14 protein-coding genes are annotated in these 15,284 nt (G+C 65.7%); 11 read left to right on the top strand and 3 right to left on the bottom strand.

Translation table 11 applies throughout. The features are described 5' to 3' along the window. The first annotated feature begins 58 nt into the window (after positions 1 to 58). From pdxS to D9V32_RS15400, 10 genes are all read left to right on the top strand, one after another. Positions 59 to 961: a pyridoxal 5'-phosphate synthase lyase subunit PdxS gene (gene pdxS / locus D9V32_RS15445; RefSeq protein WP_121649815.1), complete on the top strand. Its 903-nt coding sequence runs from the start codon at positions 59 to 61 to the stop codon at positions 959 to 961. Positions 962 to 972: 11 nt separating this feature from the next. After that, positions 973 to 1,572 (top strand): pyridoxal 5'-phosphate synthase glutaminase subunit PdxT, encoded by a 600-nt coding sequence (gene pdxT / locus D9V32_RS15440; protein ID WP_121649814.1) that lies wholly within the window; start codon positions 973 to 975, stop codon positions 1,570 to 1,572. A gap of 75 nt (positions 1,573 to 1,647) precedes the next feature. Next, complete coding sequence (locus D9V32_RS15435) at positions 1,648 to 2,403, top strand: YebC/PmpR family DNA-binding transcriptional regulator (RefSeq protein WP_121649813.1); 756 nt, start codon at positions 1,648 to 1,650, stop codon at positions 2,401 to 2,403. A gap of 5 nt (positions 2,404 to 2,408) precedes the next feature. Next, positions 2,409 to 3,038, top strand: a complete 630-nt coding sequence (gene ruvC, locus D9V32_RS15430; RefSeq protein WP_121649812.1) for a crossover junction endodeoxyribonuclease RuvC — start codon at positions 2,409 to 2,411, stop codon at positions 3,036 to 3,038. Positions 3,039 to 3,177: 139 nt separating this feature from the next. Next, positions 3,178 to 3,789: a Holliday junction branch migration protein RuvA gene (gene ruvA, locus D9V32_RS15425; protein ID WP_121649811.1), complete on the top strand. Its 612-nt coding sequence runs from the start codon at positions 3,178 to 3,180 to the stop codon at positions 3,787 to 3,789. Then, complete coding sequence (gene ruvB, locus D9V32_RS15420; protein ID WP_121649810.1) at positions 3,786 to 4,844, top strand: Holliday junction branch migration DNA helicase RuvB; 1,059 nt, start codon at positions 3,786 to 3,788, stop codon at positions 4,842 to 4,844. The genes ruvA and ruvB overlap by 4 nt, the downstream gene beginning before the upstream one ends. 78 nt (positions 4,845 to 4,922) lie before the next feature. Further along, complete coding sequence (gene yajC, locus D9V32_RS15415) at positions 4,923 to 5,315, top strand: preprotein translocase subunit YajC (RefSeq protein ID WP_245982367.1); 393 nt, start codon at positions 4,923 to 4,925, stop codon at positions 5,313 to 5,315. Positions 5,316 to 5,384: 69 nt separating this feature from the next. Next, positions 5,385 to 7,118 carry a protein translocase subunit SecD gene (secD, locus tag D9V32_RS15410; RefSeq protein WP_245982366.1) on the top strand — a complete coding sequence of 578 codons (1,734 nt, stop codon included), beginning with the start codon at positions 5,385 to 5,387 and terminating at the stop codon, positions 7,116 to 7,118. Continuing rightward, positions 7,118 to 8,146: a protein translocase subunit SecF gene (secF, locus tag D9V32_RS15405; protein ID WP_121649808.1), complete on the top strand. Its 1,029-nt coding sequence runs from the start codon at positions 7,118 to 7,120 to the stop codon at positions 8,144 to 8,146. Before secD ends, secF begins: the two co-directional genes overlap by 1 nt. Before the next feature lie 174 nt (positions 8,147 to 8,320). Next, positions 8,321 to 10,570, top strand: a complete 2,250-nt coding sequence (locus tag D9V32_RS15400; RefSeq protein WP_121649807.1) for a RelA/SpoT family protein — start codon at positions 8,321 to 8,323, stop codon at positions 10,568 to 10,570. 46 nt (positions 10,571 to 10,616) lie between these two features. Here D9V32_RS15400 and D9V32_RS15395 read toward each other — a convergent pair whose 3' ends face one another. From D9V32_RS15395 to D9V32_RS15385, 3 genes are all read right to left on the bottom strand, one after another. Then, a complete protein-coding gene (locus D9V32_RS15395) occupies positions 10,617 to 11,090 on the bottom strand; it encodes a hypothetical protein (protein WP_121649806.1) in 474 nt (157 codons plus the stop codon). Positions 11,091 to 11,226: 136 nt separating this feature from the next. Next, positions 11,227 to 12,456, bottom strand: a complete 1,230-nt coding sequence (locus tag D9V32_RS15390; protein WP_121649805.1) for a DUF349 domain-containing protein — start codon at positions 12,454 to 12,456, stop codon at positions 11,227 to 11,229. A gap of 100 nt (positions 12,457 to 12,556) precedes the next feature. After that, on the bottom strand, positions 12,557 to 13,366 hold the full coding sequence (locus tag D9V32_RS15385; protein WP_121649804.1) for a peptidylprolyl isomerase: 810 nt from the start codon (positions 13,364 to 13,366) through the stop codon (positions 12,557 to 12,559). 135 nt (positions 13,367 to 13,501) lie between these two features. On the opposite strand from D9V32_RS15385, the gene D9V32_RS15380 reads away from it, so the two are divergent. Beyond that, positions 13,502 to 14,998 carry a replication-associated recombination protein A gene (locus D9V32_RS15380; RefSeq protein WP_121649803.1) on the top strand — a complete coding sequence of 499 codons (1,497 nt, stop codon included), beginning with the start codon at positions 13,502 to 13,504 and terminating at the stop codon, positions 14,996 to 14,998. The last annotated feature ends 286 nt before the right edge of the window (positions 14,999 to 15,284 follow it).

The following is a 15,284-nucleotide window of genomic DNA, read 5'->3' as shown; positions in this document are numbered from 1 at the left end:
TAGAATTGGCCCGTGAATATCGCGACAATTGGCATGCTTTATGTCATAACGTCATCTCATGACCTCTGAAAACCCCACCCAGTCCACCGCCACCACCCGCGTCAAGCGCGGCCTCGCCGACATGCTGAAGGGCGGGGTGATCATGGACGTCGTGACCCCCGCACAGGCGCGCATCGCCGAAGATGCCGGTGCCGTCGCCGTGATGGCCCTCGAGCGTGTACCCGCCGATATTCGTGCCCAGGGCGGCGTGGCCCGCATGAGTGACCCGGACCTGATCGACGCCATCCGCGCCGAGGTGTCCATCCCGGTGATGGCGAAGGCTCGCATCGGCCACTTTGTCGAGGCTCAGGTGCTCGGTGCACTCGAGGTGGACTTCATCGACGAGTCCGAGGTGCTGAGCCCCGCCGACTACGTCAACCACATCAACAAGTGGGACTTCGACGTACCCTTCGTCTGCGGTGCCACCAACCTCGGCGAGGCCCTGCGCCGCATCACCGAGGGTGCCGCGATGATTCGCTCGAAGGGCGAGGCCGGCACCGGCGACGTCTCCGAGGCCACCAAGCACATCCGCACCATCAAATCCCAGATCCGCGCGCTGAGCGCCCTCAACGAGGATGAGCTGTACGTCGCCGCCAAGGATCTGCAGGCACCGTTTGACCTCGTCGTCGAGGTTGCCCGCACCGGCACCCTGCCCGTTGTGCTGTTCACCGCCGGGGGAGTGGCCACCCCGGCCGATGCCGCGATGATGATGCAGCTCGGCGCCGACGGCGTGTTCGTGGGCTCGGGCATCTTCAAGTCCGGCAACCCCGAGGCACGCGCGGCCGCCGTGGTTAAGGCCACCGCTGCGTTCAACGACCCGGCCGTGATCGCCCAGGCCTCCCGCGGCCTCGGCGAGGCCATGGTTGGCATCAACGTGGCCGATCTGCCCGCACCGCACCGCCTGGCCGAGCGCGGCTGGTAGAGCGCCCGTCGATGAGCAGTAGCGCACGCATTGGAGTGCTCGCCCTGCAGGGCGGTGTCTCCGAACACATCGAGGCCCTAACCCGCGTGGGAGCCGAGGTGGTTGCGGTTCGGACGCCGGAGCACCTGCACGGGCTCGACGGCATCGTGCTGCCCGGGGGAGAGTCCAGCGTGCTGGACAAGCTCCTGCGGATGTTCGAGCTCCGAGACCCGTTGACCGCGCTCCTTCGGGGTGGCCTTCCGGCCTATGGTACCTGTGCGGGCCTGATCCTGCTGGCCGATACGGTGCTGGATCTGGCACCCGGCCAGCAGGGGCTCGGCGGGCTGCCGGTCACCGTGCGTCGCAATGCGTTTGGTTCTCAGGCGCACTCGTTTGAGACCGAGCTCGCGTTTGCGGGGATCGATCACCCGGTCCGGGCGACGTTTATTCGTGCGCCGCTGATCACCGAGGTGGGCGAGGGCACAGACGTCCTCGCCCGCCTGGCGGACGGCGGGGTCGTCGCCACCCGGTACCGGAACCTCCTCGGAACCTCGTTTCACCCGGAGCTCACCGGGGATGATTCGGTCCACGAATACTTCGTCGAGATGGTCCGCGCGGCCCAAAACGGCTGAGCGCGCCCGCCCGGATGCGGGAAGAATCCCCTCGAACCCGTAGAATGGAGGGGATATACGACGAAACGGGAGCATATGTCCGGACACTCCAAGTGGGCAACAACCAAGCACAAGAAGGCGATCATCGATCAGCGCCGTGCGAAGTCGTTTGCCAAGCTGATTAAGAACATCGAGGTTGCTGCGAAGATCGGTGGTGCCGATCTGTCCGGAAACCCCACCCTGGTTGACGCGGTCCAGAAGGCAAAGAAGACCTCGGTCCCCAACGACAACATCGACCGCGCCATCAAGCGCGGTGCCGGCCTGACCGGTGAGGTCATCAACTACACCACGATCATCTACGAGGGCTACGCGCAGAACGGCGTCGCGCTCATGATCGAGTGTCTGACCGACAACAAGAACCGCGCGGCCGCCGATGTGCGTGCCGCCATGACCCGCAACGGCGGCACCATGGCCGACCCGGGCAGCGTCGCCTACAACTTCAACCGCAAGGGTCTGATCGTTGTGTCGGCGGAGAACACCACCGAGGATGACGTCATGGAGGCCGTGCTCGAAGCCGGTGCCGAAGAGGTCCTCAACGAGGGTGACACCTTCGAGATCATCACCGATGTGAGCGACCTCGTGACCGTGCGTAAGGCGCTGCAGGAAGCCGGCATCGACTACGAGTCGGCCGATGTCGCGATGATTCCGAACCTCAAGGTAGACGTTGACGCCGAGACCGCCCGCAAGGTGTTCCGTCTGATCGACGCCCTCGAGGAATCGGACGACGTCCAGAACATCTACGGTAACTACGGCCTGAGCGCCGAGGTTCAGGCCGAGCTCGAGCAGGACTAGTCAGCGTGGGTACTCGGGTACTGGGAGTTGACCCGGGTCTCACCCGGTGCGGCATCGGCATTGTCGATGTCGCACCGAACCGTCGCGCCACCCTGGTGCACTACGGCGTGATTCGAACCAGCCCGGACATGTCTATCGACATTCGGCTGCTCGCGATCGCCGAGGGCATCGACGCGGCAATTATCGAGCATGCGCCCACCGCGATGGCGGTGGAGCGCGTGTTCGCGCAGCAGAACCTCAGCACCGTGATGGGCACCGCCCAGGCCAGTGGCCTCGCCCTGTACTCGGCGGCCAAGCACGGGATCCCGATCGGCATGCACACGCCCTCGGAGGTCAAGGCCTCGGTGACCGGCTACGGTAACGCCGAGAAGAAGCAGGTGCAGCAGATGGTGGCCCGCATCCTCGGGCTCGCCGAAATTCCGCAGCCCGCAGACGCCGCCGATGCACTAGCGCTGGCCCTGTGCCACGCCTGGGGTGGTCTCGTCCCCGTTGGTGCGCGCCCGCACGGCTCGCGCGCCCCGGTGGGTGCGCGCCAGACGGCCGGGCTGACCCCCGCCCAGCAGGCCTGGAAAAACGCCGAGCAGGCCGGGACCGCGACGCCTCGAAACACCCGCACCGGCCGCTTCGGGAGCTAGCGGCTATCGATCCGCGATTGTCCACCCGTGTCCGCAGACAACCGGTGTTGACCGTAAATATGTCGCAAACGCGACAGCTCTGTGTCTTTGCAGGGCGTGGCAGTGCGGCTGTGTCGGTGGCGGGGCTTAGGCTTGGCACGTGATTGTGAGTCTTCGCGGAACAGTACTGAGTACAACCGCCGGCCGTGTGGCCATCGAGGTGAATGGCGTCGGGTACGCCGTACAGGTGACGCCGGAGCACGGCATCAAACTCCGGGTGGGGGCGAACGCCTTCGTGCACACCGCCCACATCATCCGGGAAGACTCCCAGCAGCTCTTCGGGTTTGAATCCGCCGAGCAGCTCGAGGTCTTCGAGATTCTGCTCGCCGTAAACGGCGTGGGCCCGAAGTCGGCCCTCGGTGTGCTCGCCGCACTGAGCCCAGACCAGATTGCCGACGCCGTCGCCGCGGAAGACGACTCCGCCTTCCGCAAGGTCAGCGGCATCGGCCCCAAGACCGCCAAGCTCATGATCGTCTCGCTCGCCGGCAAGCTGCAGGCCACCCGTCCGGTCAGCGCCACCGCCACCGGTTCCTCCGCGGTCAAGGCCAGCGTCATCGAGGCGCTGCTCGGCCTCGGCTGGAACGAGCGCGTGGCGGTGCCCGCGGTCGAGGCCGCCCTCGCCGCCGAGGCGGACCCCGGTGCCGCGACCGTTCCCGGCCTGCTGCGCGTCGCGCTGGCCTCGCTCGGCCCGCAGCCCGGTGCCGGACGATGAGCGAAGAGTTCGACGACGTCGCCGAAACCTTCAGCGCCGTAGAACCCCTCAGCGGCACCGCGATCGGCGACGCCGAGATCGCCTTTGAGGGTGCCCTCCGCCCCGGCACCCTGAGTGAGTTTGTGGGCCAGCAGAAGGTGCGCGGTCAGCTCGAACTGCTGCTGCGCGCGGCCGCACTGCAGGACCGCACCCCGGATCACATTCTCTTGGCCGGCCCGCCCGGCCTCGGCAAGACCACCCTGGCCATGATCGTGGCGCAGGAGAGTGAGCGGCCGCTGCGCATGTCCAGCGGCCCCGCCATCCAGCACGCGGGAGATCTCGCGGCGCTGCTGTCGAGCCTGGTTCCGGGTGAGGTCCTCTTTATCGACGAGATCCACCGGATGGCCCGCTCCGCCGAGGAGATGCTCTACCTCGCGATGGAGGACTTCCGCATCGACATCATGGTGGGTAAGGGCGCGGGGGCCACCTCGGTGCCGCTCGAGCTCTCGCCGTTCACCCTGGTGGGGGCCACCACCCGCGCCGGTCTCCTTCCGAACCCGCTACGCGACAGATTCGGGTTCACCGCGCACCTCGAGTTTTACGCCGATAACGAACTCGAACAGGTGCTCGCCCGCGCCTCCGGGCTGCTCGATTTGGATATCGACCGCTCGGCCCTGGCCGAAATTGCCGGTCGCTGTCGCGGAACCCCGCGTATCGCCAACCGCCTGCTGCGCCGCGTGCGCGACTACGCGCTCGTGCACGGAACGCGCGCCGATCTGCCGGCCGTGAGTGCCGCACTTGAGCTGTATGACGTGGATCCGCTGGGGCTTGACCGTCTCGACCGCGCGGTGATGGACATCCTGCTGCGCCGCTTTGGGGGAGGCCCGGTGGGCCTCAATACCCTCGCCGTCTCGGTGGGCGAGGAGGCCGAAACCATCGAAAGCGTGGTGGAACCCTTCCTCGTACGGATAGGTTTAATCATGCGCACCCCGCGTGGCCGAATGGCCACCGAGGAGGCGTACACACACTTCGGTATTCCGCACCCCCACGCCCAGTCACGGGGCGATGACCTATAATTCAAGCGGACAACACACCCGAATCAACAATCCCCGGCCCCCGCGCCGCGAAAGGCTCTGCGTAAAATCATGGATCTCATGTCCGTCGTCATGCTCGCCGTTATGGCACTCCTCATCTTCTTCATGTTCCGCAACGGACAGAAGCGTAAGCGCGACCTCGCTACCCTCCAGGAGCAGGTCGTCCCCGGTGCCGAGGTGATGACCAACGGTGGCATCTTCGGCACCATCATCTCGATCGACGACGAGGAGAACAAGGTTCTGCTCGAGACCAGCCCGGGCACCATCCTGACCGTGCACCGTCAGATCGTCTCCCGCGTCGTCAACAACGACGAGCCGGCCGCCGCCGAGGACGATTCCGAGGAGCCCAGCGTCCAGCTGAACGAGGACAACGCACACTTCGTGGGCGAGCCCGAGTTCGGCGAGCGGATCGAGAAGACCGAGGTCAAGCCCTCGAACTCCGACGAGAAGTAACGCGCCCTTCCCACTACACGCGTCGGGGGCGTTTCCCGCGCGTCCATCCATAGAAAGCTGAGTAGCCCATTGGCACAATCACGACAGGCTCCCGTCCGCCACGGTAGGCGGGCGCTCATCTGGTTGGCGGTGATCCTCATTGCCATGTTCGGCGGTCTCGCCGCGGGCACGATGTTTGGGGATGCCTCCTGGCAGCCCAAGCTCGCCCTCGACCTCGAGGGTGGAACGCAGATCATCCTCGAACCCAAGCTTGAGGGTGGGCAGCAGGTTTCCTCCGAGCAGCTGAACCAGGCCGTGTCGATCATCCGTCAGCGTGTGAACGCGACCGGTGTGACCGAGGCCGAGGTCAACACCCAGGGCGGACGCAACATCGTTGTGTCGATTCCGGGAAAGATCGATGAGGACACCCGTAAGCGGATCGAGTCGAGCGCACAGCTGCAGTTCCGTTCGGTGCTGCTGGCCTCCGCCCCGACCCTGACCACCGTGGGTGAGGACGGCAAGGAAACCACGAACCCCAAGCCGACCGATGACCTGTCGAAGACGCCGGCTACCAAGCCGACCGATGGCAGCGATCAGGCCTGGATCACGCCGTACCTGAGTGCCGAGTTCCTCTCGACCGACTGCAAGTCCCCGACCGGTGCGGAAAACGCCCCCAAGGACCAGCCGGTTGTCGCGTGTTCGGATGACGGCCTGGCCCGCTACCTGCTGGGGCCGGTTGAGCTCGGTGGAGACTCGATCACCGACGCCTCCGCGGGCATCAAGACCACCGCAAACGGTGCCAGCACCGGTGAGTGGGCGGTCAACATCAAGCTCGAGGGCAAGGGTAAGGACGCCTTCACCGAGGTGAGCAAGCGCCTGTTCAAGTTCTACTCGGCTAACCCCAACGACCCGCGCGCGGCCTTCGCCTTCGTGCTGGACGGCAAGGTTATCTCGGCTCCGGTCATGCAGGGTGCCATCACCGATGGCCGCCCCAGCATCTCCGGTAACTTCACCGAGGCCTCCGCGAAGTCCCTGGCCGACCAGCTGAAGTACGGTGCACTGCCGCTGTCCTTCGGCGTGCAGTCGAGCTCCGAGATTTCCGCAACCCTGGGTTCGGCTCAGCTGTCCGGCGGTATGCTCGCCGGTCTGATCGGTCTGATCCTCGTGGTCATCTACACGCTGTTCCAGTACCGTCTGCTCGGCTTCGTGACCATCTTCTCGCTCGTGGTGGCGGGAGCCCTCACCTACGCGGCCCTGGCGCTCCTCTCGTGGGGGCAGGGCTACCGACTGTCATTGGCAGGTGTGGCGGGTATCATCGTCGCGATCGGATTCACGGCCGACTCGTTCATCGTGTACTTCGAACGTATTCGAGACGAGCTCCGTGACGGCCGTGGCCTGGAATCCGCCGTGGAGGCCGGATGGAAGCGCGCAAGACGCACCATCTACGCATCCAAGGGTGTGAACCTCCTGGCGGCCGTGGTGCTCTACCTGCTGGCCGTGGGTAACGTTCAGGGCTTCGCGTTCACGCTGGGTCTGACCACCGTGATCGACGTCATCGTCGTGGTGCTGTTCACCCACCCGATGCTGCAGCTGCTCGCACGCAACCGCTTCTTCTCCAGCGGCCACCCCGCGACGGGTCTTGACCCGAACGCGCTCGGTGCGATCTATCGGGGGCGCGCGCAGTTCCGTGCCCCGGATGCAGCGGTATCCAAGAAGGCCCCCGGGGCCAGCCGTGAGGCTCAGAAGCGCCAGACCATCGCCGAGCGTAAGCTCGCCGAGGCTCAGGCTGCGTCGGCCGGCTCGACCTCCTCGAAGGAGAAGTAATGCCCAGCCTTAACCTGACATCGTTTGGTAACGACCTCTACACCGGTAAGCGCTCGATCAACTTCGTTGGTCGCCGCAAGCTGTGGTTCGCGATCGCGATCCTGCTGGTCATCGGTTCCGTCATGGTTCCCGTGGTTCGCGGTATCACGACCGGGGCACCGTTCAACTTCTCGATCGAGTTCACCGGCGGTTCCGAGTTCACCGTCAGTGGCGTGACCGACGCCAACCAGTCCAAGGCGTCGGACGCGGTTTCCTCCGTCGTGCCGTCGGCCGTCTCCAAGGTCAGCGAGGTGGGCGACCACGCCATCCGCGTCCAGACCGACCAGATGACCTCGGATGAGTCGAGCGCGGTGGCCAAGGCCCTCGCCACGACCTTCGACGTTAACATCAGCGAGGTCACCTCCTCGTTCATCGGCCCCTCCTGGGGTGCCGATGTGAGCCGTCAGGCCCTCACCGGTCTGGTGATCTTCCTGGTCCTGACCTTCATCATCATGGCGCTGTACTTCCGCACCTGGAAGATGTCCGCGGCGGCGATTATCGCGCTGGTGGACGTGCTGGTGATCACGCTGGGTGTGTACGCACTCAGTGGGTTCCAGATCAGCCCCGCGGCGGTGATCGGATTCCTGACAATCCTCGGCTACTCGCTGTATGACACGGTGGTGGTGTTCGACAAGATCCGAGAGAACACCACGGAGGCGGGCGAGCACTCGCCACGTACCTTCGGTGAGTCGGTGAACCTTGCGGTCAACCAGACCCTGGTGCGCTCGATCAACACCTCGGTTGTGGCCGCCCTTCCGGTGGCATCAATCCTCGTGATCGGTGACCTCTTCCTGGGTGCCGAAACCCTGCGGGACATCTCGCTCTCGCTGCTCGTGGGTATCCTCGTGGCCACTTACTCGACGATCTTCGTCGCGGCCCCGCTGTACTCGCTGCTGCGGGAGAAGGAACCGGCGATCGCCAAGCACGACAAGAAGGTGCTCGCCGACCGCGAGCGTGCTGCCGTGCAGGCCGTCACCAGCGAGGCCTAACCAGCATCGTTTTTTCGGGCCGAGGCCCCGTCGCATTTCGCGGCGGGGCCTCGGCTTTTTTGGTCTCCGTGGGCGTGGATCACGGCTGTTCGCGCAGGGCGGGCGAGGCCTGGTCTTTTCCGCCCGCGCAACCGGGCATAATAGGGAACAGAGACATGAGGTGGTGAATCGTTGATGACCGAAATTAATACGGCGAATGCGTCGTTGCGGCGGCTGGTTCCGCGCATTTTTTCCAAGGCTCAGCCCGCTGGTGCCGTCGACCGACTCGTGCGCACGGCGCGCACCCATCACCCGCGCGCGGATATCTCCGTTATCGAGCGCGCGTACACCGTTGCCGAGCGCGCCCATCGCGGGCAGAAGCGTCAGAGCGGGGAACCATACATCACGCACCCGGTAGCGGTGGCGCAGATTCTCGCGGATCTGGGCCTCGGCCCGCGCACCCTCGCCGGTGCGCTGCTCCATGACACGGTGGAGGATACCGACTACACGCTCGACCAGCTGCGCGCCGATTTCGGTGATGAGATCGCGATGCTGGTGGATGGCGTGACCAAGCTCGACAAGGTGAAGTACGGCGATGCCGCGCAGGCCGAGACGGTGCGCAAGATGATCGTCGCGATGTCGAAGGACATCCGGGTGCTGATCATCAAGCTGGCCGACCGCCTGCACAATGCCCGCACCTGGGGCTTTGTGCCGCCGGAGAAGTCCACCCGGAAGGCCACCGAGACGCTCGAAATCTATGCCCCGCTGGCGCATCGCCTGGGTATCCAGACGATCAAGTGGGAACTCGAGGACCTCTCCTTCGCGGTGCTGTACCCGAAGATCTACGCCGAGATCGAGTCACTGGTCAAGGAGCGCACCCCGAAGCGCGAGGAGTTCGTGCAGCAGGTGATCCAGGAGGTCACCACCGATCTGCGCGCGGCAAAGATTCGCGGCAAGGTGATGGGCCGCCCGAAGCAGTACTACTCGATCTATCAGAAGATGATTCTGCGCGGTCGGGAGTTCGACGACATCTACGACCTCGTGGGCATCCGTGTGATCGTCAACTCGGTGCGCGACTGCTACGCGGTGCTCGGTGCGATTCACGCCCGCTGGACGCCGATTCCCGGCCGCTTCAAGGACTACATCGCGACGCCGAAGTTCAACCTGTACCAGTCGCTGCACACCACCGTGATTGGCCCGGGCGGGAAGTCCGTCGAGATCCAGATTCGTACCCAGGAGATGCACGAGCACGCCGAGTATGGTGTGGCCGCACACTGGGCGTATAAGGAGCGCAACGCCGGCAACAAGGTTGAGGTGTCGCGCTCGACGGGCACCGATATGGCCTGGCTCAAGCACATCTCCGACTGGCAGGCCGAGACGGCCGATCCGGGGGAGTTCCTCGACTCGCTGCGCTTCGAAATCGGTGCCAAGGAGGTCTACGTCTTCACCCCGAAGGGGCGCGTGGTCGGGCTGCCCGCCGGTGCCACCCCGGTGGACTTTGCCTATGCGGTGCACACCGAGGTCGGTCACCGCACCATGGGGTCGAAGGTTAACGGCCGGCTGGTGCCGCTCGAGACCGAGCTGAACTCCGGTGACGTGGTCGAGGTCTTCACCTCGAAGAACCCCGACTCGGGCCCCAGCCAGGACTGGCTGACCTTCGTCAAGAGCACCCGCGCGCGCAATAAGATTCGCCAGTGGTTCACGAAGGAGCGCCGCGACGAGGCCATCGAGCAGGGCAAGGACGCGATCGCCCGCGCGATGCGCAAGCAGAACCTGCCGCTGCAGAAGCTCATGGATCGCGACAGCTTCGCCGAGGTCGCCGCGCAGATGCGCTACGAGGACGTCTCCGCGCTGTATGCCGCGGTCGGTGAGGGGCATGTCTCCACGCAGTCCGTGCTGGAGAAGGTCGTCTCGCTGCTGCAGGGCGATGCCGAGGCTCAGGAACACGCCATCGAGTTCCCGATGCGCGGCCGCGTGCGCCCGCAGGAGCACAGCGACTCCGGCGTGCTCGTGCGTGGAGCCGCGGACATCCTGGTCAAGCTGGCGAAGTGCTGCACCCCGGTGCCCGGCGACGAGATCGTGGGCTTCGTGACCCGCGGCTCGGGCGTGTCGGTGCACCGCGCCGACTGCCACAACGTGCAGGGCCTGATGCAGGAACCCGATCGGATGATCGAGGTGGAGTGGGCGGCATCGTCGAAGAGCGTGTTCATGGTGCAGATCCAGGTCGAGGCCCTCGATCGGGCGGGACTGCTCAGCGACGTCACCCGCGTGCTGAGCGAGCACCACGTCAACATCCTCTCGGCGAACGTCTCGACCTCGAGCAACCGCCTGGCGATCTCCCGCTTCGTATTCGAGATGGGCGATACCACCCACCTGGATCGCGTCCTCAACGCCGTACGGCGCATTGACGCCGTCTACGACGTATACCGGGTCACCGGAGGATAGCCCGCTTTATCACGGCATCGCTGCCGGACGCAGGTGGGGCACGGCACTAGCCGTGCCCCACCTGCGTATCCGCTGACGGTGCCGGGGGATGTGCGGTGGGACGATGGTGTCGTTCGGTCCACATTCCGCCGATGCGGACCCGCGCGTGTTCGGGCACCGAGCCGGGGAGTACCTCGATCCGCGCGCTGCTCCACTGCCAGACGCGATGGGGGAATATACCGCGCAGCGTGTGCCGTGCCGGGCGGGGTTCGTCCATGTCGTGAATCCACCGGGCGGTGTCTCCCACGGCGCACAGGGCGTCTCGATCGCGCAGCGGGGGCAGGGAGTGTGCGAGGGCGCGGGCGCGCAACCGGGAGGTTTCAGGAATGTCGGCGGGAATGAAGCCGTCTTCCAGCGCGAAGAGTTCGCCGTGGAGCCGGGCGGAGTGGAGCTCGGCCAGCGGGAGGTGATCGGTGGTGAGGAGCTCGGGGAGGTGCGCGCCGGGGCCGGGAAACAGCGCGGCCAGATCGAGGGTGGTCATGTTCTTAGCCTGAACCGTATTCCCGCGCGCGTCCAGGCACCCGGACACGCAAACGGCCGTGGGCCGCACCCGAAAGGATGCGGCCCACGGCCGTGTGCCACCGAAATGGAAAACCATTCCGGCAGCGGGGCACAGACTAACCCAGTACGTTCAGCCACGCCTTACGAGCCTCGAGGGCCTCGTTTGCCTTGGCGATCTTCTTGGCGTCTCCGGTGGCCTCGGCGGCCGCCAGCTCCTGCTCAAGCTTCTCGATGGCGGCGTTCAGCTGGCCGGCGAGACCCTCGGTGCGAGCCTTGGTCTCGGGGTTGTTCTTGCTCCAGTGCTCGTCGTCCAGGGCGCGGAGGTGGTTTTCGACGGCACGCAGGCCATCTTCGACCTCGCGGATCTTCTCGCGCGGGACCTTGCCCACCTCGTCCCACTGACGCTGGATGTTCAGGAGGGCCGAGCGCAGCTTCTCGCGGTCGGTCTCCTGCAGCAGCGGGGTGGCCTGATCCAGAAGCTCGCGCTTCTTCTCGTAGTTGACCTGGAACTCGGCGCTGTCGATGGCGTCAAGCTCGGCCTTGGCCTGGTAGATGGCGTCTCCGGCGGCCTTGAAACGGGCCCAGAGGCTGTCGTCCTGACGCTTACCGGCGCGGCCGGAGAGCTTCCACTCGTCGAGCAGACGGCGGTAGTCGGCCGTAGCCTCGGCACCGCGCGGAATCAGAGCCTCGGCGGCCTCGATCAGCTTCTGCTTGCGGGTGCGTGCCTCCTTGTGGACGGCATCCAGCTCGGCGAAGAACGCGCGACGGTTGGCGTCAACGGTGCCGCGGGCGGTACGGAACCGCTTCCACAGGTCGTTGGCCAGGCCCTTGGAGAGCTTGGGGCCCTCCTGCTGGTGCTTCTGCCAGGCGGCAAACAGCTCGGCCATCTGCTCGGTAGCCTGCTTCCACTGGGTCTTTGCGGGATCCTGGGCGGCAACGGCCTCGGCGGCCTCGACGATGCGGGTGCGCTCGGCGACGGCCTCCTCGAGCTCGGCCTTGGCCTGCTCGGACTGCTGCTCGGTGAGCTCACCGACGGTTTCGTCCAGGGCACCAACGCGGGCAACGAGGGAGGCGATGTCTCCCACGGCCTTGGCATCGGTCAGTTCCTCGCGGAGCTTTGCCACGGCCTTGGAGATGTCGGTGGCGGGAGCGCCACGCTTTGCGCGCTGCTCGAGCAGGGTGACCTGACCGGCGAGGTCGAGGAACTTACGCTCGAAGTAGCCCAGGGCCTCCTCGGCGGTGCCGTCGGGGTACTGGCCAACCTCGCGCCACTCTTCGCCCTCGCGGACAAAAACGGTGCCGGAGTCGTCAACGCGACCCCACGGTTGCTGTTCGGAAGTAGACACGTGCCTCACCTTGCTGATGTTTGCGCTCGATGCTCTCGAGATCTCTCGATAAGCCTAGTATGGACGACGAATGTCGGGCAGCCCCAACATGCGTCTTATTCTATTTGACGGTAACGGAGTCCAGCTTAATGGGCTCCTGCGGGGTCGAGTTCTGCGGCCCGCCAACGGGAATCGTGGTTACCGACTCGTTGAGTTTATCGAGGCCGCTCGTGATCTTGCCGAGAACGGTGTATCCGCCGGCCTTGTCGGACCCGATCGAGGTGTCACCAAAGACGATAAAGAACTGGCTGCCGTTGGAGTTTCCGTCGTCACTGGCGCGGGCCATCGCGAGGGTTCCCTCGGGGTAGATGTTGTCGGCCGGGGCGTTTTCCACCGGGCCGAAGGTGTAGCCGGGGCCACCGGTGCCATCGCCCTTGGGGTCGCCGCACTGCAGGATCTGGAAGCCGGGAGCGCCGTCCTTGCCCGGGGTGTTCACCATGCGGTGGCAGGTGAGGGAGTTGAAGAAGCCCTTCTGCGTGAGGCTCACGAAGGAGGCGACGGCCTTGGGAGCCTTCTCACCGTCCAGCTCGATACCGAGGTCAACGCCGTTGATTGTCATGTCGCCGGTCCAGGTGCGGTTCTCGGCGAGCGAGGCATCCGGTGCCTGGCCGGTCGAGGCCTCAGGAGACGGGGTAGCGCTCGGGGTTGCCGACGAGCTCGGGCCGGCCTCGGGTGCGTTCTGGGCGTTCTGCGCGATGACCCCCCAGGTGATCGCTCCGGCAATCAGGACAAAGGCGGTCCCGGCCGCGATCCAGGAGTTACGCGTGCGCTTGCGGCGCTTCGTTTCCCAGGCCTCGCGGCGTGCCTCGTACTGCTGGAGCCTGGCGCGAGCCTCGCGCGCGGCCTTTTCGTCCTTTTTCTGGGCTGCCACGTGAGCGGTCCTTTCCAGGGGAGTCGGGGGTAGTCGAGTCGATACTAGCGGTATGTGACGGGGATGGGGAGCAAAATGGCGCGGTCGGTCACCGTTTTCGCAGCCAGCGTCCGACGCACCCGATAGCCTGGTGGCATGGTCTCTTCCTCCGCGGCTCTTCACTCCGGCAGCGTGCCACTCGCGGTACGCATGCGCCCGCGCACCCTCGATGAGGTTGCCGGTCAGCGGCATCTGCTGCGCCCGGGTTCACCGCTGGTGAGTCTCGCCACGGGGAAGTCCGGCGATCAGGGCTCGGTGTCCGTCATCCTCTGGGGCCCGCCCGGCACCGGCAAGACCACGATCGCCCAGACCATCGCGCACTCCTCTAATCGTCGCTTCGTGGAGCTCTCCGCCGTGACCGCCGGTGTCAAGGATGTCCGCGAGGTCATGGCCGAGGCCATGACGAGCCGCGACCTCTACGGGCTCTCCACCGTGCTGTTCCTCGACGAGATCCACCGCTTTACCAAGGCTCAGCAGGATGCGCTGTTGCCCGGCGTCGAAAACGGCTGGGTGATCCTCGTCGCCGCCACCACCGAGAACCCCTCGTTCTCGGTGATCTCCCCGCTGCTCTCGCGCTCGCTCCTGCTCACGCTCGAACAGCTCTCCGACGACGATCTCGGCGTGCTGATCGATCGCGCGGCCACCGACCCGCGCGGGCTGGGGGATCGCTACCGCATCCTGCCCGAGGCGCGCAGCACCATTATTCGGCTCGCGTCGGGGGATGCCCGCCGCGCGCTCACCGCGCTCGAGGCCGCCGCGGTGTCCGCCGACTCGCTGCTGGCCGCGGGCCTGCTGGAGGACGGCGCGCTCGATCTGAGTGCGGCGGTAGCCGAGGAGAGCCCCGCAGGCGACGACGCAGCGGATGACGAATCCGAATCCGAAGGTACCTCCGAATCCGAGGAGCGCGGCGATAGCGAAGGGCGCGGCGACAGCAAAGCCGAGGCTCGCGACACGCGCCCGGTCATCACCCAGGAGATCGTCGCGGGGGCGGTGGATCGTGCCCTGCTGCGCTACGACCGCAACGGCGACGAGCACTACGACGTCATCAGCGCGTTCATCAAGTCGATCCGTGGGTCCGATCCGGATGCCGCGCTGCACTACCTCGCACGCATGATCGAGGCGGGGGAGGACCCCCGCTTCATAGCCCGCCGCATCATCGTCTCCGCCTCGGAGGACGTCGGGCTCGCCGACCCGCAGGCCCTCGTCATCGCCGTGGCGGCGGCCGACGCCGTTCAGCTCATTGGAATGCCCGAGGGGCGCATCCCGCTGGCCGAGGCCGTGGTGTATCTCGCCACCGCCGCAAAGTCGAACGCCGCGTATATGGGCATCAACGACGCGATCGCCGATGTGCGCGGCGGAGCCTTCGGGCGCGTTCCGAAACACCTGCGTGACGCGCACTATGCGGGTGCCAAGCGACTCGGTCACGGCAAGGGCTACCGCTATCCGCACGACACCGAACTAGGCGTGGTCGAGCAGCAGTACCTGCCCGATGAGCTCGTGGGGCGCACCTACTATCGCCCCACCACGCACGGGAATGAGCGCGAGGTCGGCGGGCGGCTGGCGAAGATTCTGCGTATCGTTCGCGGCCGATAGAAAGAGCGCCGGAAATCAGGGGCAAAACGCCTCGTACACGGGTGTCTTCAGGTGGCGCGCGTGCTAAGATATCCGTGACCTAGATCGAGTCTTGACGTACGGCTGCGCAGAGACTCATCGATCGACGGGATGGATTCTGTAGCCGAATCGCCCTGGTCGCTCCCTCTAACTCCTTTCCACACCGCGTTTTGTGGTGCGGGAAATCTGTTTATGGAAACCATTTGAAAGGAAACCGTGTCTACTAAGTCACGTACCCGTAGCAAGACGCGCCTCTCGCGCGCACTCG

It is taken from the genome of Mycetocola tolaasinivorans, assembly GCF_003667565.1.
GTDB classification, from domain to species: Bacteria; Actinomycetota; Actinomycetes; order Actinomycetales; family Microbacteriaceae; genus Mycetocola; species Mycetocola tolaasinivorans.
Note: the sequence above shows the minus strand (reverse complement) of the source record. Positions and strands in the feature narration are given on the sequence as shown.

Excerpts from the sequence above, each read along its gene's own strand:
- pdxS (WP_121649815.1), top strand. The coding sequence starts at position 59 with ATGACCTCTGAAAACCCCACCCAGTCCACCGCCACCACCCGCGTCAAG.
- pdxT (WP_121649814.1), top strand. The coding sequence starts at position 973 with ATGAGCAGTAGCGCACGCATTGGAGTGCTCGCCCTGCAGGGCGGTGTC.
- D9V32_RS15435 (WP_121649813.1), top strand. The coding sequence starts at position 1,648 with ATGTCCGGACACTCCAAGTGGGCAACAACCAAGCACAAGAAGGCGATC.
- ruvB (WP_121649810.1), top strand. The coding sequence starts at position 3,786 with ATGAGCGAAGAGTTCGACGACGTCGCCGAAACCTTCAGCGCCGTAGAA.
- yajC (WP_245982367.1), top strand. The coding sequence starts at position 4,923 with ATGTCCGTCGTCATGCTCGCCGTTATGGCACTCCTCATCTTCTTCATG.
- secF (WP_121649808.1), top strand. The coding sequence starts at position 7,118 with ATGCCCAGCCTTAACCTGACATCGTTTGGTAACGACCTCTACACCGGT.
- D9V32_RS15400 (WP_121649807.1), top strand. The coding sequence starts at position 8,321 with ATGACCGAAATTAATACGGCGAATGCGTCGTTGCGGCGGCTGGTTCCG.
- D9V32_RS15395 (WP_121649806.1), bottom strand. The coding sequence starts at position 11,090 with ATGACCACCCTCGATCTGGCCGCGCTGTTTCCCGGCCCCGGCGCGCAC.
- D9V32_RS15380 (WP_121649803.1), top strand. The coding sequence starts at position 13,502 with ATGGTCTCTTCCTCCGCGGCTCTTCACTCCGGCAGCGTGCCACTCGCG.